Annotated in this window: 19 protein-coding genes, 1 pseudogene and 2 riboswitches; of the genes and pseudogenes, 15 read left to right on the top strand and 5 right to left on the bottom strand. The window is 27.7% G+C overall.

Annotated features, from left to right (window positions below; genetic code table 11):
- Window positions 1-88 precede the first annotated feature (88 nt).
- The 7 genes and pseudogenes from QOZ84_RS11765 to QOZ84_RS11735 all read left to right on the top strand — a co-directional run bounded on the left by QOZ84_RS11765 (window position 89) and on the right by QOZ84_RS11735 (window position 6,117).
- Entirely contained in the window at window positions 89-778 is a 690-nt protein-coding gene (locus QOZ84_RS11765) for a lantibiotic protection ABC transporter ATP-binding protein (protein WP_284133158.1), read from the top strand.
- 19 nt (window positions 779-797) lie between these two features.
- Window positions 798-1,523 carry a lantibiotic immunity ABC transporter MutE/EpiE family permease subunit gene (locus tag QOZ84_RS11760; RefSeq protein WP_284133157.1) on the top strand — a complete coding sequence of 242 codons (726 nt, stop codon included), beginning with the start codon at window positions 798-800 and terminating at the stop codon, window positions 1,521-1,523.
- Window positions 1,524-1,528: 5 nt separating this feature from the next.
- Entirely contained in the window at window positions 1,529-2,320 is a 792-nt protein-coding gene (locus QOZ84_RS11755; protein WP_284133156.1) for a lantibiotic immunity ABC transporter MutG family permease subunit, read from the top strand.
- A gap of 486 nt (window positions 2,321-2,806) precedes the next feature.
- Window positions 2,807-2,917 (top strand): gallidermin/nisin family lantibiotic, encoded by a 111-nt coding sequence (locus tag QOZ84_RS11750; protein ID WP_284133155.1) that lies wholly within the window; start codon window positions 2,807-2,809, stop codon window positions 2,915-2,917.
- A gap of 194 nt (window positions 2,918-3,111) precedes the next feature.
- Window positions 3,112-3,360 (top strand): annotated as a pseudogene (locus QOZ84_RS11745) (transposase); the annotation flags it as partial.
- 461 nt (window positions 3,361-3,821) lie between these two features.
- Window positions 3,822-5,114 carry a helix-turn-helix domain-containing protein gene (locus QOZ84_RS11740; protein WP_284133154.1) on the top strand — a complete coding sequence of 431 codons (1,293 nt, stop codon included), beginning with the start codon at window positions 3,822-3,824 and terminating at the stop codon, window positions 5,112-5,114.
- Window positions 5,115-5,433: 319 nt separating this feature from the next.
- Window positions 5,434-6,117, top strand: a complete 684-nt coding sequence (locus QOZ84_RS11735; protein ID WP_284133153.1) for a hypothetical protein — start codon at window positions 5,434-5,436, stop codon at window positions 6,115-6,117.
- 281 nt (window positions 6,118-6,398) lie between these two features.
- Here the strand turns inward: QOZ84_RS11735 and QOZ84_RS11730 are convergent, their stop codons facing one another.
- The 3 genes from QOZ84_RS11730 to QOZ84_RS11720 all read right to left on the bottom strand — a co-directional run bounded on the left by QOZ84_RS11730 (window position 6,399) and on the right by QOZ84_RS11720 (window position 8,287).
- Window positions 6,399-6,554 (bottom strand): YvrJ family protein, encoded by a 156-nt coding sequence (locus tag QOZ84_RS11730; RefSeq protein WP_069203140.1) that lies wholly within the window; start codon window positions 6,552-6,554, stop codon window positions 6,399-6,401.
- An 84-nt stretch (window positions 6,555-6,638) separates the two neighbouring features.
- Window positions 6,639-6,845, bottom strand: coding sequence for a DUF2922 domain-containing protein (locus QOZ84_RS11725; protein WP_284133152.1), 207 nt, complete (start codon window positions 6,843-6,845; stop codon window positions 6,639-6,641).
- Between the two features lie 116 nt (window positions 6,846-6,961).
- Entirely contained in the window at window positions 6,962-8,287 is a 1,326-nt protein-coding gene (locus QOZ84_RS11720; RefSeq protein WP_284133151.1) for a S41 family peptidase, read from the bottom strand.
- A 511-nt stretch (window positions 8,288-8,798) separates the two neighbouring features.
- Here QOZ84_RS11720 and QOZ84_RS11715 point away from each other — a divergent pair.
- Window positions 8,799-8,984, top strand: coding sequence for a hypothetical protein (locus QOZ84_RS11715; protein ID WP_284133150.1), 186 nt, complete (start codon window positions 8,799-8,801; stop codon window positions 8,982-8,984).
- Between the two features lie 117 nt (window positions 8,985-9,101).
- Here the strand turns inward: QOZ84_RS11715 and QOZ84_RS11710 are convergent, their stop codons facing one another.
- The gene (locus QOZ84_RS11710; protein ID WP_284133149.1) at window positions 9,102-9,311 is read right to left on the bottom strand and encodes a DUF2442 domain-containing protein; all 210 of its coding nucleotides are present in this window, start codon (window positions 9,309-9,311) and stop codon (window positions 9,102-9,104) included.
- 229 nt (window positions 9,312-9,540) lie between these two features.
- Window positions 9,541-10,248: a Fic family protein gene (locus QOZ84_RS11705; protein WP_284133148.1), complete on the bottom strand. Its 708-nt coding sequence runs from the start codon at window positions 10,246-10,248 to the stop codon at window positions 9,541-9,543.
- 503 nt (window positions 10,249-10,751) lie between these two features.
- On the opposite strand from QOZ84_RS11705, the gene QOZ84_RS11700 reads away from it, so the two are divergent.
- The 7 genes from QOZ84_RS11700 to dapA all read left to right on the top strand — a co-directional run bounded on the left by QOZ84_RS11700 (window position 10,752) and on the right by dapA (window position 18,778).
- Window positions 10,752-12,020: a RidA family protein gene (locus QOZ84_RS11700; RefSeq protein ID WP_284133147.1), complete on the top strand. Its 1,269-nt coding sequence runs from the start codon at window positions 10,752-10,754 to the stop codon at window positions 12,018-12,020.
- 224 nt (window positions 12,021-12,244) lie between these two features.
- Window positions 12,245-13,051, top strand: coding sequence for a ParA family protein (locus QOZ84_RS11695; protein ID WP_284133146.1), 807 nt, complete (start codon window positions 12,245-12,247; stop codon window positions 13,049-13,051).
- Complete coding sequence (locus tag QOZ84_RS11690; RefSeq protein WP_284133145.1) at window positions 13,052-13,429, top strand: hypothetical protein; 378 nt, start codon at window positions 13,052-13,054, stop codon at window positions 13,427-13,429. It abuts the gene before it with no gap.
- A gap of 310 nt (window positions 13,430-13,739) precedes the next feature.
- A riboswitch (Lysine riboswitch) is annotated at window positions 13,740-13,916 on the top strand.
- A 130-nt stretch (window positions 13,917-14,046) separates the two neighbouring features.
- Complete coding sequence (gene lysA / locus QOZ84_RS11685) at window positions 14,047-15,342, top strand: diaminopimelate decarboxylase (protein ID WP_284133144.1); 1,296 nt, start codon at window positions 14,047-14,049, stop codon at window positions 15,340-15,342.
- Window positions 15,343-15,364: 22 nt separating this feature from the next.
- Window positions 15,365-15,541: riboswitch (Lysine riboswitch) on the top strand.
- A gap of 106 nt (window positions 15,542-15,647) precedes the next feature.
- Window positions 15,648-16,853, top strand: a complete 1,206-nt coding sequence (locus QOZ84_RS11680) for an aspartate kinase (protein ID WP_284133143.1) — start codon at window positions 15,648-15,650, stop codon at window positions 16,851-16,853.
- A gap of 24 nt (window positions 16,854-16,877) precedes the next feature.
- The gene (gene asd, locus QOZ84_RS11675; protein WP_284133142.1) at window positions 16,878-17,870 is read left to right on the top strand and encodes an aspartate-semialdehyde dehydrogenase; all 993 of its coding nucleotides are present in this window, start codon (window positions 16,878-16,880) and stop codon (window positions 17,868-17,870) included.
- A 17-nt stretch (window positions 17,871-17,887) separates the two neighbouring features.
- Window positions 17,888-18,778 carry a 4-hydroxy-tetrahydrodipicolinate synthase gene (gene dapA, locus QOZ84_RS11670; protein WP_284133141.1) on the top strand — a complete coding sequence of 297 codons (891 nt, stop codon included), beginning with the start codon at window positions 17,888-17,890 and terminating at the stop codon, window positions 18,776-18,778.

Raw genomic sequence — 18,778 nt, 5'->3', positions numbered from 1 at the left:
AGTTATCTAAAAAGTTTTCTATTTCCTTATAAAAAAATTATATTTGATTGTTAAGATAGTTGTATAAACATATAAGGAGGATAATTAAATGAATGAATATTTTTTAGAAACAAAAAAGTTGACAAAAAAATTTAAGGGAGAAATAGCTGTAGATTCTGTAAATTTAAAGATAAGAAAGGCTAGTATTTATGGATTTTTAGGACCTAATGGGTCAGGTAAATCTACTACATTAAAGATGATTACAGGTCTTTTATATCCAACTAACGGAGAAATAATTATAGATGGGCATAAGTGGAGCAGAAAGGACCTTAATGATATAGGAGCTCTTATAGAATCACCAGCGCTTTACGGAAACTTAACAGCAAGAGAAAATTTAAAAGTTCATACAACGCTTTTAAATATTAAAGATAGTAAAATAGAAGATGTTTTAAATATTGTAGGTTTAAGAAATACAGGAAAAAAAAGAGCAGGACAATTTTCATTGGGAATGAAACAAAGACTTGGAATTGCTATAGCGCTTTTAAATGATCCTAAACTTCTTATATTAGATGAACCAATGAATGGATTAGATCCTGTAGGTATAGAAGATTTAAGAAGATTAATTAAATCATTAAAAAGTAAAGGAATAACTATTATTTTCTCAAGTCACATATTATCTGAAGTTGCGCAACTAGCAGAAGATATAGGTATTATATATAAAGGGAAGTTAACATATCAAAATAAAATTAATAAAGATGAAGATTTAGAAAAATTATTTATGGATACTATTACTATTTAAGAAAGAAGGGGATTTTATAATGATTGATATGCTCAAATCAGAAGATTTAAAGTATAAAAGAACTTTTGCTAAAAAGATTTTTTATATTGCACCAATATATATATTAATTCAAATTGTAGCTTTAAATAGATATGTTTTTTCTAATTCGATGAATTGGTGGAGTGTTTCCTTTATGCCCTTTACTATAGCTATTTTATGCACTCTTATATCTATTACAGAAAAAAAGGCAGGAAACTATAGAACATTAAAATCCAAGGACATAAATTTAAAAAAAATGTGGATTAGTAAAATTTTAGTTATATCTTATTATACATTTTTAGCATCACTTATGGTTATTTTATATCTTTTAACAATTAAATTAGTTCATCACAGTTCTTTAGTTCAAGTGGGTCCTCTATTTTTAGGAACTTTTGTAATTTGGATTACAACACTTATATTAATTCCAATATGTTTATTTTTATCAGAAGCTTTTGGACCTTTTTCATCAATATTTGTAACATGTATAGGGATTGCAGGGGGAATATTAACGGTAACAGGGCCTAATTGGTACTTATGTCCTTGGAGCTTAAATATGAGACTTATGTGTCCAATTTTAAAATTAAATCCTAATGGAGAACTTTTGGAAAGTACAAGTAATTTATTAAATGCTTCAGTAATACCTGTAGGGCTTATTGTAGGTATTGTAGGGTTTATAGGATTATCATTGTTAACAAGTTTATGGTTTTCTAAAAAGGAGGCTCGCTAAAAATTATGAATTTAATGAGAGCTATCAAATCAGAGTGGATGAAAACTAAAAGAACGGCATTTAGGTGTATAGTATTATTAGTTCCAATATTATTTTCAATATTATTTTTAGCTTATATATCCGTTTTTAAAATTGATTATACTTTTCAAATTAAAGTTTATGAAATTTATTTTGTAACTATAAGTACAGGATTAACTATGCTGGCAGGAATCTTAACAACTCTTAATATTATGGGCGAAGATTCTGCAGGAGAATTTAGGAGAATGCTGATAGTTCCTTTATCACGAAATACTATATATATTGGTAAATTATTTATGCTAATTTTGATTACTATAATTGATATGTTTGCGTCTACAGCAATTTTATTATTAGGAATCAAGTTCCTTTATCCAGGGGTAAATATTGAATATGGAATATTTTTACAAGGAACACTTTTTACAATAATAGCATCATTGTTTTTATATGGATTATATTTAATCCTAAGCATAAAATTTGGAATAGGTCTTACAATGTTAATAACTTCAGCAGGAACTCTTCTAGGTGCCTTAATGCAAACGGGCATGGGAGATAGAGTGTGGACGTTTATACCGTGGGCTTGGTCAGCTAGAATTGGTATTATACCTGTGTATAATCTCGACGGATTTTCAAAGTTTGGAAATGTAGATAACAGTTTGTTACAAAATGCATTTACAGAAGTAATAACTAAAGGAATACCTATTGCGGTTGTATCCTTCTTAATTATATGTATTGTTGGAGTAGTATGGTTTAAGAAATGGGAAGGCGTAAAAAATAATTAATAGTAGATATAAATAACTGCACTTAAATTTATAAGTTTGAAAATGTAATAAAAATATAATTTAGTATTAATTTAATATAAAAACTATAAAATAGCTTAGCTATTTTATAGTTTTTTTTGTTTTAAAATAAAAATAAGTTGAAGTCAGGATATATAAAAGAGCAATTGAATATGCATTAAGTAAAAATCTTACTAAAAAATAAATTGCACAAAAAATTTATGAAACATCTGATAAATTAGACAATGATAAATCAAAACAATATTATGGAGAAAAATAAATAAATGTTTACAAAAAGTAAAAAAATTAAAGTAATAAATCATTAAAAGGAAAAATATGTAAATAAATTATAAAAACATTAGAATTGAGTTGTAAGATAATAATTGTAGCAGATAGCTATAAAATTATTTAGTAAATACTAATTTTGTTAAGACGTCGAACTAAATGTATTTATTGCTAAAAATTAAAATTTAACAGGGGGAAAATACAATGGGAAAAACAAATGATTTCGATTTAGATTTAAAAGTTAAAGAAGGTACTAAAAAAGGTGTACAACCTGCAATAACAAGTGTGATTTTATGCTCACTGGGATGTAATTAAAGGCATACTTAGACTTGTGGGAGTGTAGGTTGTAAATAATTAGTAAATATATAATATTAAAAAAATATATTTTATAAATAAAAGATAGTAAGGAATTAGATGTAATTCTTTACTATTTTTTATCTTAAAATACAAAAATTAAATATAATTAATGCTGATTAAAAATGTTTAAGGCTATGCCTATAAAATTCATTAAAACTTTTACTTGTGATAATGGAAAAGAATTTACTAAACCTTATCATTCTTGGGAAAGAGGAACTAACGAAAATACAAATGGACTTATTAGACAATATTTCACTAAAGGATATAACTTTGAGAATATTACTAAAGAAGACCTTGCTTTAGCTGCACATAAAATTAATCATAGACCTAGAAAAGTTCTAGGTTTTAGAACTGCACACGAAGTTTTTTGGAGTGAGATTAAGGAAAGGTGTTGCAATTAATTTGACAAATCAACTTTTAAAATAAAAATAAGTTGAAGTCAGGATAAATATTTAGGAAATATTGTATTTAGATTATAAAAAGCAGAATCAAAGCAATTCAAGAAATGATTAAATAATATATACTAATATGGTTGAATATGTTAAAATTTAGATAAAGAAATCGAAAATTGAATAAGAAAAAAGCTAGGAGTTCATAAGTTTGGCGACTTACTCCTAGCTTTTATATCAACACTCTTGATAAGAGTGAACTCTCATAAGAGATTTTTTATATTTTTATTATGTATTAATGTTATCATACATATTCATATATAGTCAATAATTTTGATATATAAAATAATATAAAAATTAATTCACATAGATTTTAAAATATTAATTGATATTAGGTAATAATTTTTGTGAAATGATCTGAAAGAACTCCTTATCTTTAGTGTCAATTTACTGAAAATAGAGGGGTATTTTTTATGCAAATGACAGATTTTTGTGACCATTTATATAATGAAAGTACAGATGGTTACATACAAATATTAAAATTAAATGAAAAAAATAGTGCTGATGAACGTACAATTAAAATATATAATACAAGAAATGATGGGTTAAGAGAGATTGTAGAAGTACTTCATAATGAAAGTGATGTATTTTTAGCGCCAAATACAATGTATCTACCAAAGAGAAGAGTAGAAAATATAAGGCAATTTAGAGCCTTATTTCAAGATATAGATTGTAATAAATTAGGGTTTGAAAAAGCTGAAACTGTGTATATGATATGGATGCTATATCATGATGGAAAGGTTCCAAAGCCTACGATGGTTACAGATAGTGGACAAGGAGTTCATCTTTATTGGAGAATAGAAAATGCTCCATATGGAGCTTTAAATACATGGCAAGAACTGCAAGACTATATATATTATCAATTAAAGCATTTAGGGTCTGATAGGAAGTCAACAGATGGTGCAAGGGTACTTAGATTACCTGGAACTATAAATTCTAAGAATGAAGCTAATTGTGAGGTTTTATATATTGATAATGAATTAGAGTACTCTATGTATGATTTAAGAGAGCAATATTTAAATTACAAGCCTAAATCATATCAGTTACAGATTGTAGAAACTAAGAAAAATGATACTAGAGTTATTTCAAATAGATTTTTTAATTCATATAGTTTACATATGGAAAGAGCTAATGATTTACAAACTCTATGCAAGCTTAGAAAGTACGATATGACAGGTTTTAGGAACATGGCTATACATTGTTATGCATATTGGAAAGGCATTTATGTTAGAGATTCTTATGAGCTTGAAAATGTAGTTATGGAGTTAAATAGTGCATTTACTGAGCCACTTAAGGACACTGAGATAAGGGCTATTTTAAGAAGTGTTCCAAAGGCTATAGATAAGTTTATAGCTTATGAACAAGGAAGAAGAAGTGGAGAATGCAAGCGAGTTTCTAAAGGTATGAGAGATAAAGATGGCTATTGGTACAAAAATGATACTTTAATTGAGCGATTAGAAATAAGTAGAAGTGAACAAAAGCATATGAAAACTATCATTGGGATTGATGAAAAGTATGATAGGAACAATGTGAAAAGAAGAAATAGTAGAAGAGACGAAGAGGGATTAACTAATAGAGAAAAAGAAAAGTTAGATAATATAAATAAGATTAAAGATCTAGTGAATAAAGGATTAAAGAACAAAGAAATATCGGAAATGTTAAATATATCAATAAGGCAAGTTCAACGACTTAAAAAAGAAATGTAGGGGTGACATGAAATGGCTCTTTATAAATATGTGGTATTCTCTGTTTCTTAAAAAGTTTCCTAAATTGCTCTTTATGTAGAGTATGCATTACCTGATATGGATGTAGATTGTGCTCATACTTATTTGGATAAGTAGAGTTTAGAAAGAGTTGTTGTAGATGCTTTAATTATGGATAAAGCTAAAACTGCATTTATGGAAATAGAAGATCTAATGAAAAACCAGTTGTAGAAGAAAAGAAAGTATTAGCTTAAGTTATTGATTTTTCAAATTATAAGAAATAAAAAAGCTATTATAATAATTTGTATGGAGGAAAGACATTATGATTAATTCAAGAATAGTTATAACAGGAAGTTTAGATAGAGAACCTAAGATAAGAGAAGATGGAACTGTAGATTTAATTTTAACTAATACTATCGATGAATATGCTAGAAAAGATATACAGGATAAAGGTAATTCAATAATTTTAGTTAAATTAAGTAAAGTTCAGTGGAAATCAAAAAAGAAAAGCTTATTAAAGCCAAACAAAGAAATAAAAGTTATAGGTCATGTAAAAGCATTAGTAAATAAAAAAGGAACACCATTTATATATGTATCACCTCAAAGTATAGAAATATATGAAGCGCCAGAGGTAAAAGATATTAAAGAAAGAAATAAAAAGTTTAAGGGAATATCTAATCAAATAAATGTTGTAAATAAAACATATATACCTTGGAGAAAAGCTGTAGATAAAAGTGAATTTATAGAACTAGATCCAGCAAAAGTTATATTAGAAGATGAAGATCATGTTAATGCACAGTTTAATTGGTTAGATTTAAAAAATGGAAGATCTAGAAAAGATTTTACTGTTGCAGTTAGAAAAATAGATGAAGATAAGTATGTACTTGTATCTGGAATAGCTAGATATATTATAGCTAAAGTATTTAATGAAAATCTATCAGCTTATGTAACTGATTTAAGTAGAGAAGATTTTGCACGTGAATTTGAAATAAAGGAAAATAGATAAGAAATATATTTAGAATTAGTTTAATGAAATAAAATAATAATATTAAACATTGGAAGTGATTTATAACACTAAATAGTGTTTGTTTTTATGGATGATAAAAAACTTTGGTTAAAGATAGTTTTATAAAAGTAATGTTTTTAATAGGAATTTACGTTGTTTTGTAGAATACCAAATATAAAGTGACTAGCCTATTAGGTGGTTCAAAAAGGTATTATGGTTTTTCAGTGAGTTCTAGTTTTTTAAATGAAAAGCCGCTTATCCAATTATGGGTAGGCGGCTTTTTACTTTTTATTATTTAATTCATTAATATTTGAGCTTAAAGAGTTGATACTTGAACTTAGGCCATCGAGTTTCCCTTCGATACGTACCAATAGATACATTGTAACTATTGCGGGGAAGCCTAAATTTGCTACCAGTTGCATTAAATCTAGTTCCATTGACTTATTCCTCCTATTAATCTATAAATATGCTAAGAAAGCCCCTCCGGCGCTTAGAGGGACATTTCTTAAGTGTTCCATGTGTTACGCAACTACAAGGTCATATTCTGTAGTTTCTGTTTGAACTAGTTTTGCTTCTACTGGAGTTTTTAAATCTTCTCCACCTGGTGCAAATATATTCTTTTGAACTATTATATCCATTGCAGCTTTTATTTCTGATTCTGTTAAATCTTCTCTTGGATCTGTTACAAACAAGCTGACCTTTTTTCCAAAGTCTGTTGAGAATATCATTAAGAGTTTAGTTTCTAAGTTTTCCCTTACTTTATACTCTCCCTTTTTATAATATCCGTTATTTTTATTATATCATAGTTCACAATTTTGATATGTTACCATATATATATGAGCTATCAATCCACTTTTAATGTTCTTATATATTCATAACAATCATCTGTTCCATATAAATAATTTTGATATGTTTGTTTTATCACTACATCAGGCTTAAGTCCTCCAATATAGCCGTTTTTACGATTTTTAAAATAATATGAACTTGCAATATCTAGTTTAGAATTAGGCAATGTGATAACTTCATTAAGTGTATTAAAAAGGTTTATACTACCGCCTGTTTCCTCTCCTACTACAGTAGCACCTAAATGATCTTGAAATTTATCTGCAAATTCAACTGCTGCTGAACCTGTTCTCTTTCCTGTTATGACGAATAAATTTTTATCCTCTATATTAACTCTATATTTTAGAGTTTCTATCATAGCATCTACAACTTTAGGGCTTCCCCCTGGATTTTCTCTTACGTCTATAACTAATTTATTAAAATCACCATTATCTATCTCATTCATAAGCCTATCTAGAAAATCATATATATTTGGATATGTTTCTTTTTGAGTATCACTAATGCCAGAAACTGTATTTGAGGAGCATCTATTAAATTTTAAAAATAGTGTATCATCTTCAGGAAAAAACTTATACCAATAAAAATCACTTTCGTTTTGTGGCTTTTCATTGGTTTTGAATTCTTTAGTATCTAAACTTACATAATTTATATCTTTATTTTTTAAAGGGTTTAATTTTAACTCTATCTTTTCATTATTATCATTTTCAAGTACATATTCAGCTCCATTTTCATCTATGATATCTAAAAATCTTAAAATTTCATATACATTCATATACTTCTTTGATTGCTCTTTAGCAAATTGTTCGTTACCATAATCATGGCTCATAAGAGTTGATATTTTTCTTATAATCTCATTGGTATCTACCTCATTTATAGATATTAATTTATATCCTAATATCTCCTTATATTTGCTATCACACTCTACAACTCTTAAACCATCTTTAAAATATTCAACTTTAATTGGAAATTCTACTATATCTTCATTGTCTATATTTTCTTCTCCTATAGGTACAAGTAAGTTTAATATATCTGTAAATGTGTGTACATCACCTATTGAAGTTATAATTTGTGCTATTCTTAAAGAAGTATCTTTATCTGATAGATTATTTACATCTGATTTGAGTGTATCTATACTTTTATCCCATTTTTCTTGTGATATATACTTAAATAGATCTGGGTGATTTGATTTTAGCGTGTTGTCTAAATAATTTATATCTTCTATCCACTCTTCATTAGATAATTTCTTTTCCTCATTAGTAGCTATACTACATCCTGGTAATATAATTATTACTAATATAAAAATAATGATACATTTTAATCTTTTCATAAATAGCCTCCATATTATATTTAGACCTTCGTTTTAATATATTTATATTATAAATCATTCTATTTCTATACTAAAGCTACTTTACTATTGCATTTGATAGAACATATCAATTTCTGTTTTTATAGAGAGTCACGCAAACAGGACATTGAAAAACTAATAAATACGTAAATTATGTCCCGTAAACGTGACATATTTGTTTATGATTAACCCTTAATTTGTCACGCTTGCGGGAAAATAAAAATGGATTTATTTTGTTTGGATAAAACCATTACTCCGATATCAAATGCTAGTGATTTAGTGGCTTTTAAATAAGAGTTTATCCAGTTAACCTCTGACTACAACAAGTTTAATAGTTTTAAATTACTATTTCATTATGAAATTATTAAAATAAATGGTGGAAAATATTTATTTGCTACAATTGATGAATAATTTTTTATCTTGTAATTTTAGCCAGGAATAATAATGTTTATATAAAGGAATAATAATAAAAAATACATATGGAGGTGATAGTATGGAAATGAACACACAAGATTATCTAAAAAAAGCTTTATTAGATACTCAAGAGCAAGTAAGAGATTTTATGAACTATGCTGAACAAGTAGATGATAAAGAGTTAAGTAAATGTTTTAAAGAATTTGCTGAGACTGAAGGCTTACAAGCTCAAAAATTACAAAAACATATTGATAGACTTAAGTAAATAATAAATGAAACTTGTTAAAACTTTAATATTATTCACATAATAAATAGCCTCTATTTTTAACATGTCTAAAATAGAGGCTATTTTTAAATTATATACAAGTTCTAAGCTACTTACTTACAACTTATATATATCTTCTTCATTAGGCCATTCAATACTATAAAAGCTTACTTTAACTGATTTAAATAAGCTTTTATTTTTCAATTCTTTAAATATACTGATATTTAGATATGGAGTCATATCAAATAATTTAACTTCATCATTTCCAAAAGTTAATATTAATTTATGATTATATATTGGCTTAATTTCTTTAACAGCTAAATACATATAATCACCTATTATTTTAATGCGACCGTAGAATAATTAGGTCTATCTGTGTTTTTAGCTGACAAACCTTCGTCAATATAGGTTTTAACTATATCTATGTTATGAAGTTTACAGTATAATTCAATTTTTTATTTTTGTACTTCTTATTTTTGTACTTCTATAGAGGTGTTGTCAATTTGTGATGAACTAGATATTCTAAGGTAACTTACTACTTTTTTCATTTTATATATTAATTAAAATCCAAAAGTTGTTTATATTCTTCTCTAAAGTCTTCTAGGCTTTCTAGGTACTTTGTTAAAGGATCATAGTAGTCTACATCACATAAGTTTAGACTTTCTCTATATAAATCTTCACTGTCCCAAGATACTATTTTTATAGGTAGATTGTTTTCAAGCATTTGCTTTAACATAAGGAATCTTCCTATACGACCGTTTCCATCTTGGAAGGGATGTATTAGTTCAAATCTATGATGAAAAGCTGCTATATCTTCTAATTCTATGTTATCTAAGTTGTAGTACCACTCTAGTAATTCATCTAGTTTTGGTTGTACTTCAAAAGGTTGTGCAATTTTTGCTTTAGTTCCTATTATCATATTAGGAATTGTTTTATAGACTCCTGAATATCCTCTTTCATGCATTGTAGTGTTAAACATAAGTCTTGAGTGTAGGTCCTTTAAAAATTGGTCATTAATTTTAGTTCCTAAGGTTTCAACAATCCTATCAAATACATAACTTGAGTTTACTGTTTCTTGAACATCATCTAATGTATGTTTTCCTGTAACTACATTTTTATCTAATAAAAGGGCTAAGGCTTCTGTTGTAAATGTACTTCCCTCTATTTTGTTTGAGTGGTATAAAAAGCTATGTTTTAAAATGCTGTATAAGGAGTTTTTAAAGTCCTTTGTTTCTAGTAATGCTTCTATAAAGTTTTTACTCATTTTAATTAATACCTCCTTATTTATTTTTTATAAATTTATATTGTTAGTATACCTTAAAAGTCAGATAAATTGAATCGATCTTCTCCATTTGAATTAGATATATATTTTTCTATTAATATATTCGGAAAAATTATTCTTGAACTTGAGTTTATGTAGTTAATCCAATCTTTATCTGTTGATTTAACCTGAATTAACCTATCTTTGATCAAAAATTTCCAAAAAAACACAAGTAGGCCTTAGCTAATATAATTATAAAAATATTAATATACATAAAAACACAGGTTGGCTATGTACTTTATATTGGACCTTGTGCCTTTGGATTTAACCATTAGTAAATTATATATAAAATATAGCATTTGCAATAGTTTCGATTTTATTTTTTACATATAAGGGACATGACAATAATAATATGTATTGACATTAAAGCTAGTCCAGGGTTTAATATTTAATTAGATGGGTTTTAATAATTCTATCAATAAATATGACAAAAGGGGAATATTATCATGAAAAACGATAACACAGTATTATCAAGAAATTCGGAAAACGTTAACAAAGACTCTCTATCTTCACAAACTGTAGCTTTCTCTCATTACAATAATCTTTCAGCTCAATTACCTATTGATCAAGAAACTGGTAAATTAGTAGCTGGCGGTGTAAAAGAGCAGGCTAAACAGTGCTTTAAAAACATCAAGTCAATTGTAGAAAGCATCGACCATGTTATGAATGATGTTGTTAGAATCACTGTATTTGTTAAGAATATCAAAGATATGGATGTTGTAGATGAAGTTTATAAAACGTTCTTCACAAGCTATGTTCCTACACGTACAGTAGTTGCAGTTGCAGCTTTACCTATGGATTCTTTAGTACAAGTTGAAGCACTTGTTTCAAACGGAGAAGGTACAATTCCAAACGCACCACAAGCAGGCGACCTGATAAAGCTTACAAATAACACAGCAAATGCACCAATAAGTGCTCTATCTACACAAGCTGTAGCTTTTTCTCATTACAATAATCTTTCAGCTCAATTACCTATCGATCCAAAATCTGGTAGAGTTGTAGCTGGTGGTGTAAAAGAGCAGGCTGGACAGTGCTTAAAGAATATCAAGGCAATTTTAGAAAGTATCGACGTTCCTTTTGACGATATTGTTAAAATCAATATATTCCTTAAAAATATTTCGGATATTGAAGCAGTAAACGAAGTTTATACAACATTTTTCCCAGACTCAGCTATCGCAAGGGCAGTAGCATATGTACCTGCACGTACAATAGTTGAAGCGTCAGCTTTACCTATGGATGCTTTAGTACAAATCGAAGCAGTAGTGTCACACGGAGATGGAACACCTCCACAAGCTGTTGAAGACAGACATGGACTAATAATAGAAGCAAACAATACGGAGAATGCACCAAAAAGTTCTCTACATACACAAACTGTAGCTTTTTCTCATTACAATCACCTTTCAGCTCAATTACCTTTAGACGCAAAAACTGGTGAAATGGTAGCTGGTGGTGTAAAAGAGCAGGCTGGACAATGCTTAAAAAATATCAAGGCAATTGTAGAAAGTATCGACCACGTTATAGACGATGTAGTTAAGGTAAACGTATTCCTTAAAAATATTGAAGATATGGACGCTGTAAACGAAGTTTACGCAACATTCTTCCCAAGCGGAGTTCCTGCACGAAGAATAGTTGGGGTATCAGCTTTACCGAAAGATGCTTTAGTACAAATAGATGTAGTTGTATCAAACGCTGAAGGGACACCTCCACAAGCATAACAAGCATTTGAAAGTTAAGGTTTTATAGAACAGATAAAAACTTTAGAATAATCTTAAATATATAATAAAAATGAGACAGTTACACATCTGATTATACAGTTGCGTAACTGTCTTATTTTTAAAAACAATTGTTATTAAATTAATTAATAAATTTTACAATGATTTATCAATTAATTTGTGTTATGATTTATAATATAAATTAATTAATAAAGGATGTGATTATATTGAAAATAGTAAGTTTTTTTAATGTTAAAGGTGGCGTTGGTAAAACAACACTTACAATATTAACAGCTATAAAGCTAAGCAAACAAGGTAAAAAAGTACTAATAATAGACGCAGATACACAAGCTAACTTAACTCAATTCATGTATAAAATAGTACATAACAACAAAACTATGTTTGAGGCCCTTACAGACAACTCAAGCGCAGATGAAGTAATAATAAACGCACCAATGGATGAATATCCAAACATGGATTTAATACCAAGTGACTTAAGTTTATCAGTACTATCAGAATTTTTAACAACTAAAACTAATCGTGAAAAAGCTGTATGGAGATGGTTCAAAGGAAACATAGATGCACTTAAAAACTACGATTACATATTTATAGACTTATCACCTTCTTATGATCTTATTGCTAGAAACTTTATGTTAATATCAGACTCAATTATAACTCCACTACAATATCAAGATATAGCAAGTATAAGAGGATGCGAGTTATTTTATCAAAAGTTTAATCAAGACTTAGAAGAGATGGAAATGGTAAATGAATCAAAAAGAGCTGTTGTTATAAACTCTCATACAACTAGAAAATTATCTTCAGGAGATATATTTAATGATTATTTAGATACTTTTAAAGACATTAAAAATGATTTATTAGATACTAAAATTAGCGACACTACAATAGTAAAAAATGCTATTTTAAATAAAATGGATATAGATGATTATTTAAAGAAAACAAAAAAGGCTCATAAAATTAGAGATGAGTTTAATGAATTTATAAATGAATTAATTGAAAAGGAAGTGTTATAAATGGGATTAGGAAAATTTATGGACGATTCTAATGAAGTAAAAATAACTAATAAAAGTTATAAAGATAAAGTTAATAATGAATTAAAAACTAAGTTTGAAAAAGAAATTTTAGTTTCAGGCGGTATAAATTTATTAGATATGGAAGAAGAAAAATCTGTAAAGAAAACTGCTATATCTGTTTATTTCAAAGAAGAGGATTTAAAGCTTTTAAAAGCTATTTCACAAATAAAAAACACTACTGTTAACAAAACTATAATGAATATTTTAGAAACTACTCTTGAAACAACTAAAGAAAATTTACCAAAAGATTTCGATATAAACAAAAATGTTAAAGAGTATGATAAAAGGAATAAAAACAAGGGAAATAGAAGAAAGTAATGTATATGAATCACAATATAAATGTTAAATAATTTATATTGTGATTTATTTTTTAATTCATACTAAAATTCATAAAATATTTCATAAAATAATTTATTTTAAAATTTAAAAACAAATTATAAATCAAATTATATGTTTTTATAAAAATATATATAAAAACATTAACAATAAAAAAAATTCAATATATAATTCGCTTTATATACACTATATAGTTTTAGAATATTTCTTAAATAAAATTAATTAAATAAAATGCTGTTGACAAAAATATATAACATATATAGAATAAGTAATTAAATACTAACAAAAAAATAATAACAGTAGAGGCCGCGATACTTATAAGTACTAATAATGAGGTAAGCACGAAGATTTATTAGAAAAGGAATTATCGCCGAAGAACATAACTGATGCTTAAAGGTTATGTATCTGGGGATGTATATAATATATGCATAACTGTCACAAATTAAATTTGTGTTGAGCTACATTTAAGGAATAAATGGGATATTTATATTCATTTTTAAATTCCCCTTAAGTGTAACTTGAGGGGGATTTTTGTATATAAACGAAAATATAGAATGTGGTATTAACAACATAATATAAAACTACAGGAGAATATAAATATGAAACTACAAGGAACTATGTCAATAAGAGAAAATGAATTATATATAGGTGGTGTAAGTTGTAGGGAGCTTAAAGAAAAATATCAAACACCACTTTACGTATTTGATGAAGAATTAGTTAGAAATAACTGTAGAGAATATGTAAAACATTTCAAAGTAAATGAAAACAATAATAAAGTAGCATACGCAGGAAAAGCGTTTTTACCAATACATATGTGTAAGATTATAAATGAAGAAAATCTATATCTTGATGTAGTATCAGGAGGAGAATTATATACAGCACATAAATCAAACTTTCCAATGGAGAGAATATTATTTCATGGAAGCAATAAAACAATAGAAGAAATAGATTTGGGAATAGATTTAGGCGTTGGAAGATTTGTAGTAGATAATTACTATGAACTTGATCTACTACAAAGAATATGTGAGAGAAAAAACACAAAACAAGCAGTTTATTTTAGAATAACACCTGGAATAGAAGCACATACTCATGATTATATAAAGACAGGACAAATTGATTCTAAGTTTGGATTTGCATTATCAAATGGAGATTTACATGATGCAATTGAAAGTTTAAAAAACTATAACAATATAGAATTAGTAGGAATTCATGCTCATATAGGTTCTCAAATATTTGATGTAGAACCATATTTAGACGAAGTTAAAATAATGATGAACTTAGTAAAAGAAATAAAGGATTCATATAACATAAACATAACAGAAGTAGATTTAGGTGGAGGAGTTGGCGTTTATTATACACAAGATGACGAGCCAAGAACAATAAAAGAGTTTTGTGAACAGATAATAGAAAAATCTCAACAAGTTTGCCAAGAAATCGGCATTAAAGTCCCTACTTTAATAATAGAACCAGGAAGATCAATAGTTGCAAATGCTGGAAGTACAATATATACAGTAGGTTCAATAAAAGATATAAAAGATGTAAGAACTTATGTAAGTGTAGATGGTGGAATGACTGATAATATAAGACCATCTCTATATCAAGCAGGATATGAATGTGCAATCGCCAATAAAATTGGACAAGACAAAACAAATCAAGTAACAATAGCAGGAAAATGTTGTGAAAGTGGAGACATCTTAATAACTGATGTAGATATTATGGACATAGAAAGTGGAGACATACTTATAATTGCATCAACTGGTGCATATGGATACTCAATGGCATCTAACTATAATAAAATACCAAAGCCAGCAGTAGTATCAGTACAAAATGGAAAAAATAAACTAATATGTAAAAGACAAAGTTATGAAGATCTTCTACATTTAGAAATATTATAGTAATTAGAAATAAAAATAGAATATTAATTGTAGAGGTCGCGATAATTATCAGTACCAATGACGAGTTAAGCACGAAGACTTATTGGAAAAGGAATTGTCGCCGAAGGGTATAACTGATGCTTTAAGGTTATATGCCTGGGGATGTATAAAACATATGCATAACTATCACAAATATAATTTGTGTTGAGCTACATTTAAGGAATATATAGTGATATATATGTTTTTGAGTTCTCCTTAAGTGTAATGCTTTAAGGAGGATTTTTTTTATCCAAATTTAATAAATTCAATAAAAAGGAGCAGGTTAAATGGGAGTTATAGTTCAAAAATATGGCGGTACTTCAGTAGGAGATGTCAAAAAGATAAAATCTGTTGCTAAAAGAGTAATATGTGAAAAAGAAAAAGGTAATGATGTAGTGGTAGTTTTATCTGCAATGGGAAAAACTACAGACCATTTAGTTAATTTATGCAAAGAAATATCAACTAATCCAAGTAAAAGAGATTTAGATATGATTTTGGCAACTGGAGAACAAGTATCCATATCACTGTTGTCTATGGTGTTTCAAGAGTGTGGATATGACTCTATATCACTTACAGGATTTCAAGCGGGAATAAGAACCCAAGGACCTCATACTAAAAACAAGATTTTGGATATAGATATTAAAAAGATAAAATCACATTTACAAGAAGATAAGATAGTAGTTGTAGCAGGTTTTCAAGGAATTAATGAAAATGGAGATATAACTACATTAGGTAGAGGTGGCTCTGATACTACAGCGGTTGCATTAGCCGCAAAACTCAATTGTGAATGTAATATATATACAGATGTAGAAGGAATATATTCGGTAGACCCTAGATTATATAAAGATGCAAAAAAATTAGACTTTATAAGTTATGAAGAAATGATGGAGATGTCTAGCCTTGGCGCAGGAGTTATGGAGACTAGAGCAATTGAGATAGCCTGTAAATACAATATACCAATATATGTAGCATCAAGTAGCAAAGATGTAAAAGGAACTTATATAAAGGAGTATGATAAAAAAATGGAAGAAAAAGTTATAACAGGATTAAGTATTAGTGATGATGTAATTATGATTACAATAAACAATATATTATTTAGATTAGACAATATAGCTACAATATTTGAAAAGTTAGCAAGAGAAAATGTAAATATAGATATGATAAGTCAAACAGCTCCTTTAAATGGAAAGGTTAATTTATCATTTACAGCATCAAAAGAAGATTTATTTGTAATAAATAAAGCTATGGATGAGATAAAAAGTGAAAATAGTGAGGTAGAAGTAGTTGTAGAACAAAATATAGCTAAGATATCTGTTGTAGGAATAGGAATGACAAATCAAAGTGGAGTAACTGGAAAATTATTCAGATTATTAGCAGACAATGGATTGGAATTTAGACAAGTAACAACTTCAGAAATAAGTATATCGTACACAATAGATAAAAAAGATAAAGAAAAAACAGTATCTTTATTAGCTAGAGAATTAGATTTATAAAAAACAAATGGAGGGGTAAATAAAATGAAAAAAGCAAACATAGCAATAGTTGGGGCAACTGGAATGGTTGGGAGAACTTTCTTAAAGGTTTTAGACCAAAGAAACTTTGAGATTGATAATTTATATTTATTTTCATCTAAAAAGTCTGCGGGGAGTGTAGTTAAGTTTAGAGATAAGGAATACATAGTAGAAGAGTTAAATGAAGATTCATTTAGTAGAGATATAGATATAGCCTTATTTTCAGCAGGGGGAGGTGTAAGTAAAAAATTCGCTCCTATAGCAAAGGAAAATGGTGTCATAGTAGTTGATAATTCTAGTGCATGGAGAATGGACAAAGATATACCACTAGTAGTACCCGAAGTAAATCCTAAAGATATAGATTGGAATAATGGTATAATCGCAAATCCAAACTGCTCTACAATTCAATCAGTGGTACCACTTAAGGTACTTCATGAAAACTTTAAAATAAAAAGGGTAATATATTCAACTTATCAAGCAGTTTCAGGCTCTGGTATTGGTGGAATAATGGATTTAGAAAATGGAATAAATGGAGAGGAAAATAAAAAATATCCTCATCAAATAGCATACAACTGTATACCTCATATAGATGATTTTATGGAAAATGGATATACAAAAGAAGAAATTAAAATGATAGAAGAAACTAAAAAAATATTAAATGACCAAGATATAAGAGTAACAGCTACTACAGTTAGAGTTCCTGTTAAATACGGTCATAGCGTATCTATAAATATAGAATTTGAAAAGGAATTTGAATTAGATAAAGTTTATGAATTATTAAAAAGTGTAGATGGAATAGTAGTTATTGATGATATAAAAAATAATACATATCCAATGTCTATAGACGTTGAAGGAAAAGATGAAGTTTATGTTGGAAGAATAAGAAGAGATTATAGCATAGATAACGGAATTAATATGTGGGTAGTTGCAGACAACATAAGAAAAGGTGCTGCTACTAATACAGTTCAAATAGCAGAACTTTTATTAAAAAATTTATAAATTAGAGGAGAATAGATATGAGTTTATTTGAAGGTTGTGGAGTGGCACTTGTTACTCCTTTTAAAAATAATGAAGTAGATTATGAAAAATTAAAAGAAATAATAAATTGGCACATAGATAATAAAACAGATGCAATAGTAATATGTGGAACAACTGGTGAATCTGCAACTATGACTGATAAAGAAAGAAAATCGGTTATAAAGTTTACTGTTGAAACTGTTAATAATAGGATACCAGTAATAGCAGGTAGTGGAAGTAATAATACTGCTTATTCAGTAGAGTTAAGCAAATACTGTGAAGAGGTTGGTGTTGATGGACTATTAGTAGTAACACCATACTACAACAAAGCTACTGAACTAGGGCTTATAAAGCATTATGAATGTATAGCAAATAGCGTTAATTTACCAATAATACTATACAATGTTCCAGGAAGAACAGGGGTTAATATATCTCCTAAAACTGTGAAAAAACTTTCTACTATAAAAAATATAATTGCAATAAAAGAGGCAAGTGGAGATATCTCTCAAGTAGCTGAAATAGCTAGATTGTGTAAAGATGATATAGACATATATAGTGGTAATGATGATATGGTAGTACCTATATTATCATTAGGTGGAAAAGGTGTTATATCAGTTGTGGCAAATATATTACCTAGAGATACTCATAATATGGTTGAGACCTATTTAAATGGTGATTTATTGAATTCTAGAAAATTGCAATTAGATATGAATGGACTTATAAACTCTCTATTTATAGAAGTAAATCCTATACCTGTAAAAACGGCTATGAACTTAATGGGTATGGATGTAGGTGAATTGAGATTACCTCTTACTAATATGACTGATGATAATTTAAAAATATTAATAGAAGAAATGAATATGTATGGAATAAAAACAGAGGAGAAATAG

Origin of the sequence: Romboutsia sedimentorum (assembly GCF_030131845.1) — a bacterium.
Lineage (GTDB): Bacteria > Bacillota > Clostridia > Peptostreptococcales > Peptostreptococcaceae > Romboutsia_D > Romboutsia_D sedimentorum.
The sequence above is the reverse complement of the archived record's forward strand: the minus strand, read 5'-3'. Positions and strand labels throughout refer to the sequence as shown.

Coding starts and splice junctions, on each gene's coding strand:
- QOZ84_RS11765 (WP_284133158.1), top strand. CDS start 89: ATGAATGAATATTTTTTAGAAACAAAAAAGTTGACAAAAAAATTTAAG.
- QOZ84_RS11760 (WP_284133157.1), top strand. CDS start 798: ATGATTGATATGCTCAAATCAGAAGATTTAAAGTATAAAAGAACTTTT.
- QOZ84_RS11755 (WP_284133156.1), top strand. CDS start 1,529: ATGAATTTAATGAGAGCTATCAAATCAGAGTGGATGAAAACTAAAAGA.
- QOZ84_RS11750 (WP_284133155.1), top strand. CDS start 2,807: ATGGGAAAAACAAATGATTTCGATTTAGATTTAAAAGTTAAAGAAGGT.
- QOZ84_RS11740 (WP_284133154.1), top strand. CDS start 3,822: ATGCAAATGACAGATTTTTGTGACCATTTATATAATGAAAGTACAGAT.
- QOZ84_RS11735 (WP_284133153.1), top strand. CDS start 5,434: ATGATTAATTCAAGAATAGTTATAACAGGAAGTTTAGATAGAGAACCT.
- QOZ84_RS11730 (WP_069203140.1), bottom strand. CDS start 6,554: ATGGAACTAGATTTAATGCAACTGGTAGCAAATTTAGGCTTCCCCGCA.
- QOZ84_RS11725 (WP_284133152.1), bottom strand. CDS start 6,845: ATGATATTCTCAACAGACTTTGGAAAAAAGGTCAGCTTGTTTGTAACA.
- QOZ84_RS11720 (WP_284133151.1), bottom strand. CDS start 8,287: ATGAAAAGATTAAAATGTATCATTATTTTTATATTAGTAATAATTATA.
- QOZ84_RS11715 (WP_284133150.1), top strand. CDS start 8,799: ATGGAAATGAACACACAAGATTATCTAAAAAAAGCTTTATTAGATACT.
- QOZ84_RS11710 (WP_284133149.1), bottom strand. CDS start 9,311: ATGTATTTAGCTGTTAAAGAAATTAAGCCAATATATAATCATAAATTA.
- QOZ84_RS11705 (WP_284133148.1), bottom strand. CDS start 10,248: ATGAGTAAAAACTTTATAGAAGCATTACTAGAAACAAAGGACTTTAAA.
- QOZ84_RS11700 (WP_284133147.1), top strand. CDS start 10,752: ATGAAAAACGATAACACAGTATTATCAAGAAATTCGGAAAACGTTAAC.
- QOZ84_RS11690 (WP_284133145.1), top strand. CDS start 13,052: ATGGGATTAGGAAAATTTATGGACGATTCTAATGAAGTAAAAATAACT.
- lysA (WP_284133144.1), top strand. CDS start 14,047: ATGAAACTACAAGGAACTATGTCAATAAGAGAAAATGAATTATATATA.
- QOZ84_RS11680 (WP_284133143.1), top strand. CDS start 15,648: ATGGGAGTTATAGTTCAAAAATATGGCGGTACTTCAGTAGGAGATGTC.
- asd (WP_284133142.1), top strand. CDS start 16,878: ATGAAAAAAGCAAACATAGCAATAGTTGGGGCAACTGGAATGGTTGGG.
- dapA (WP_284133141.1), top strand. CDS start 17,888: ATGAGTTTATTTGAAGGTTGTGGAGTGGCACTTGTTACTCCTTTTAAA.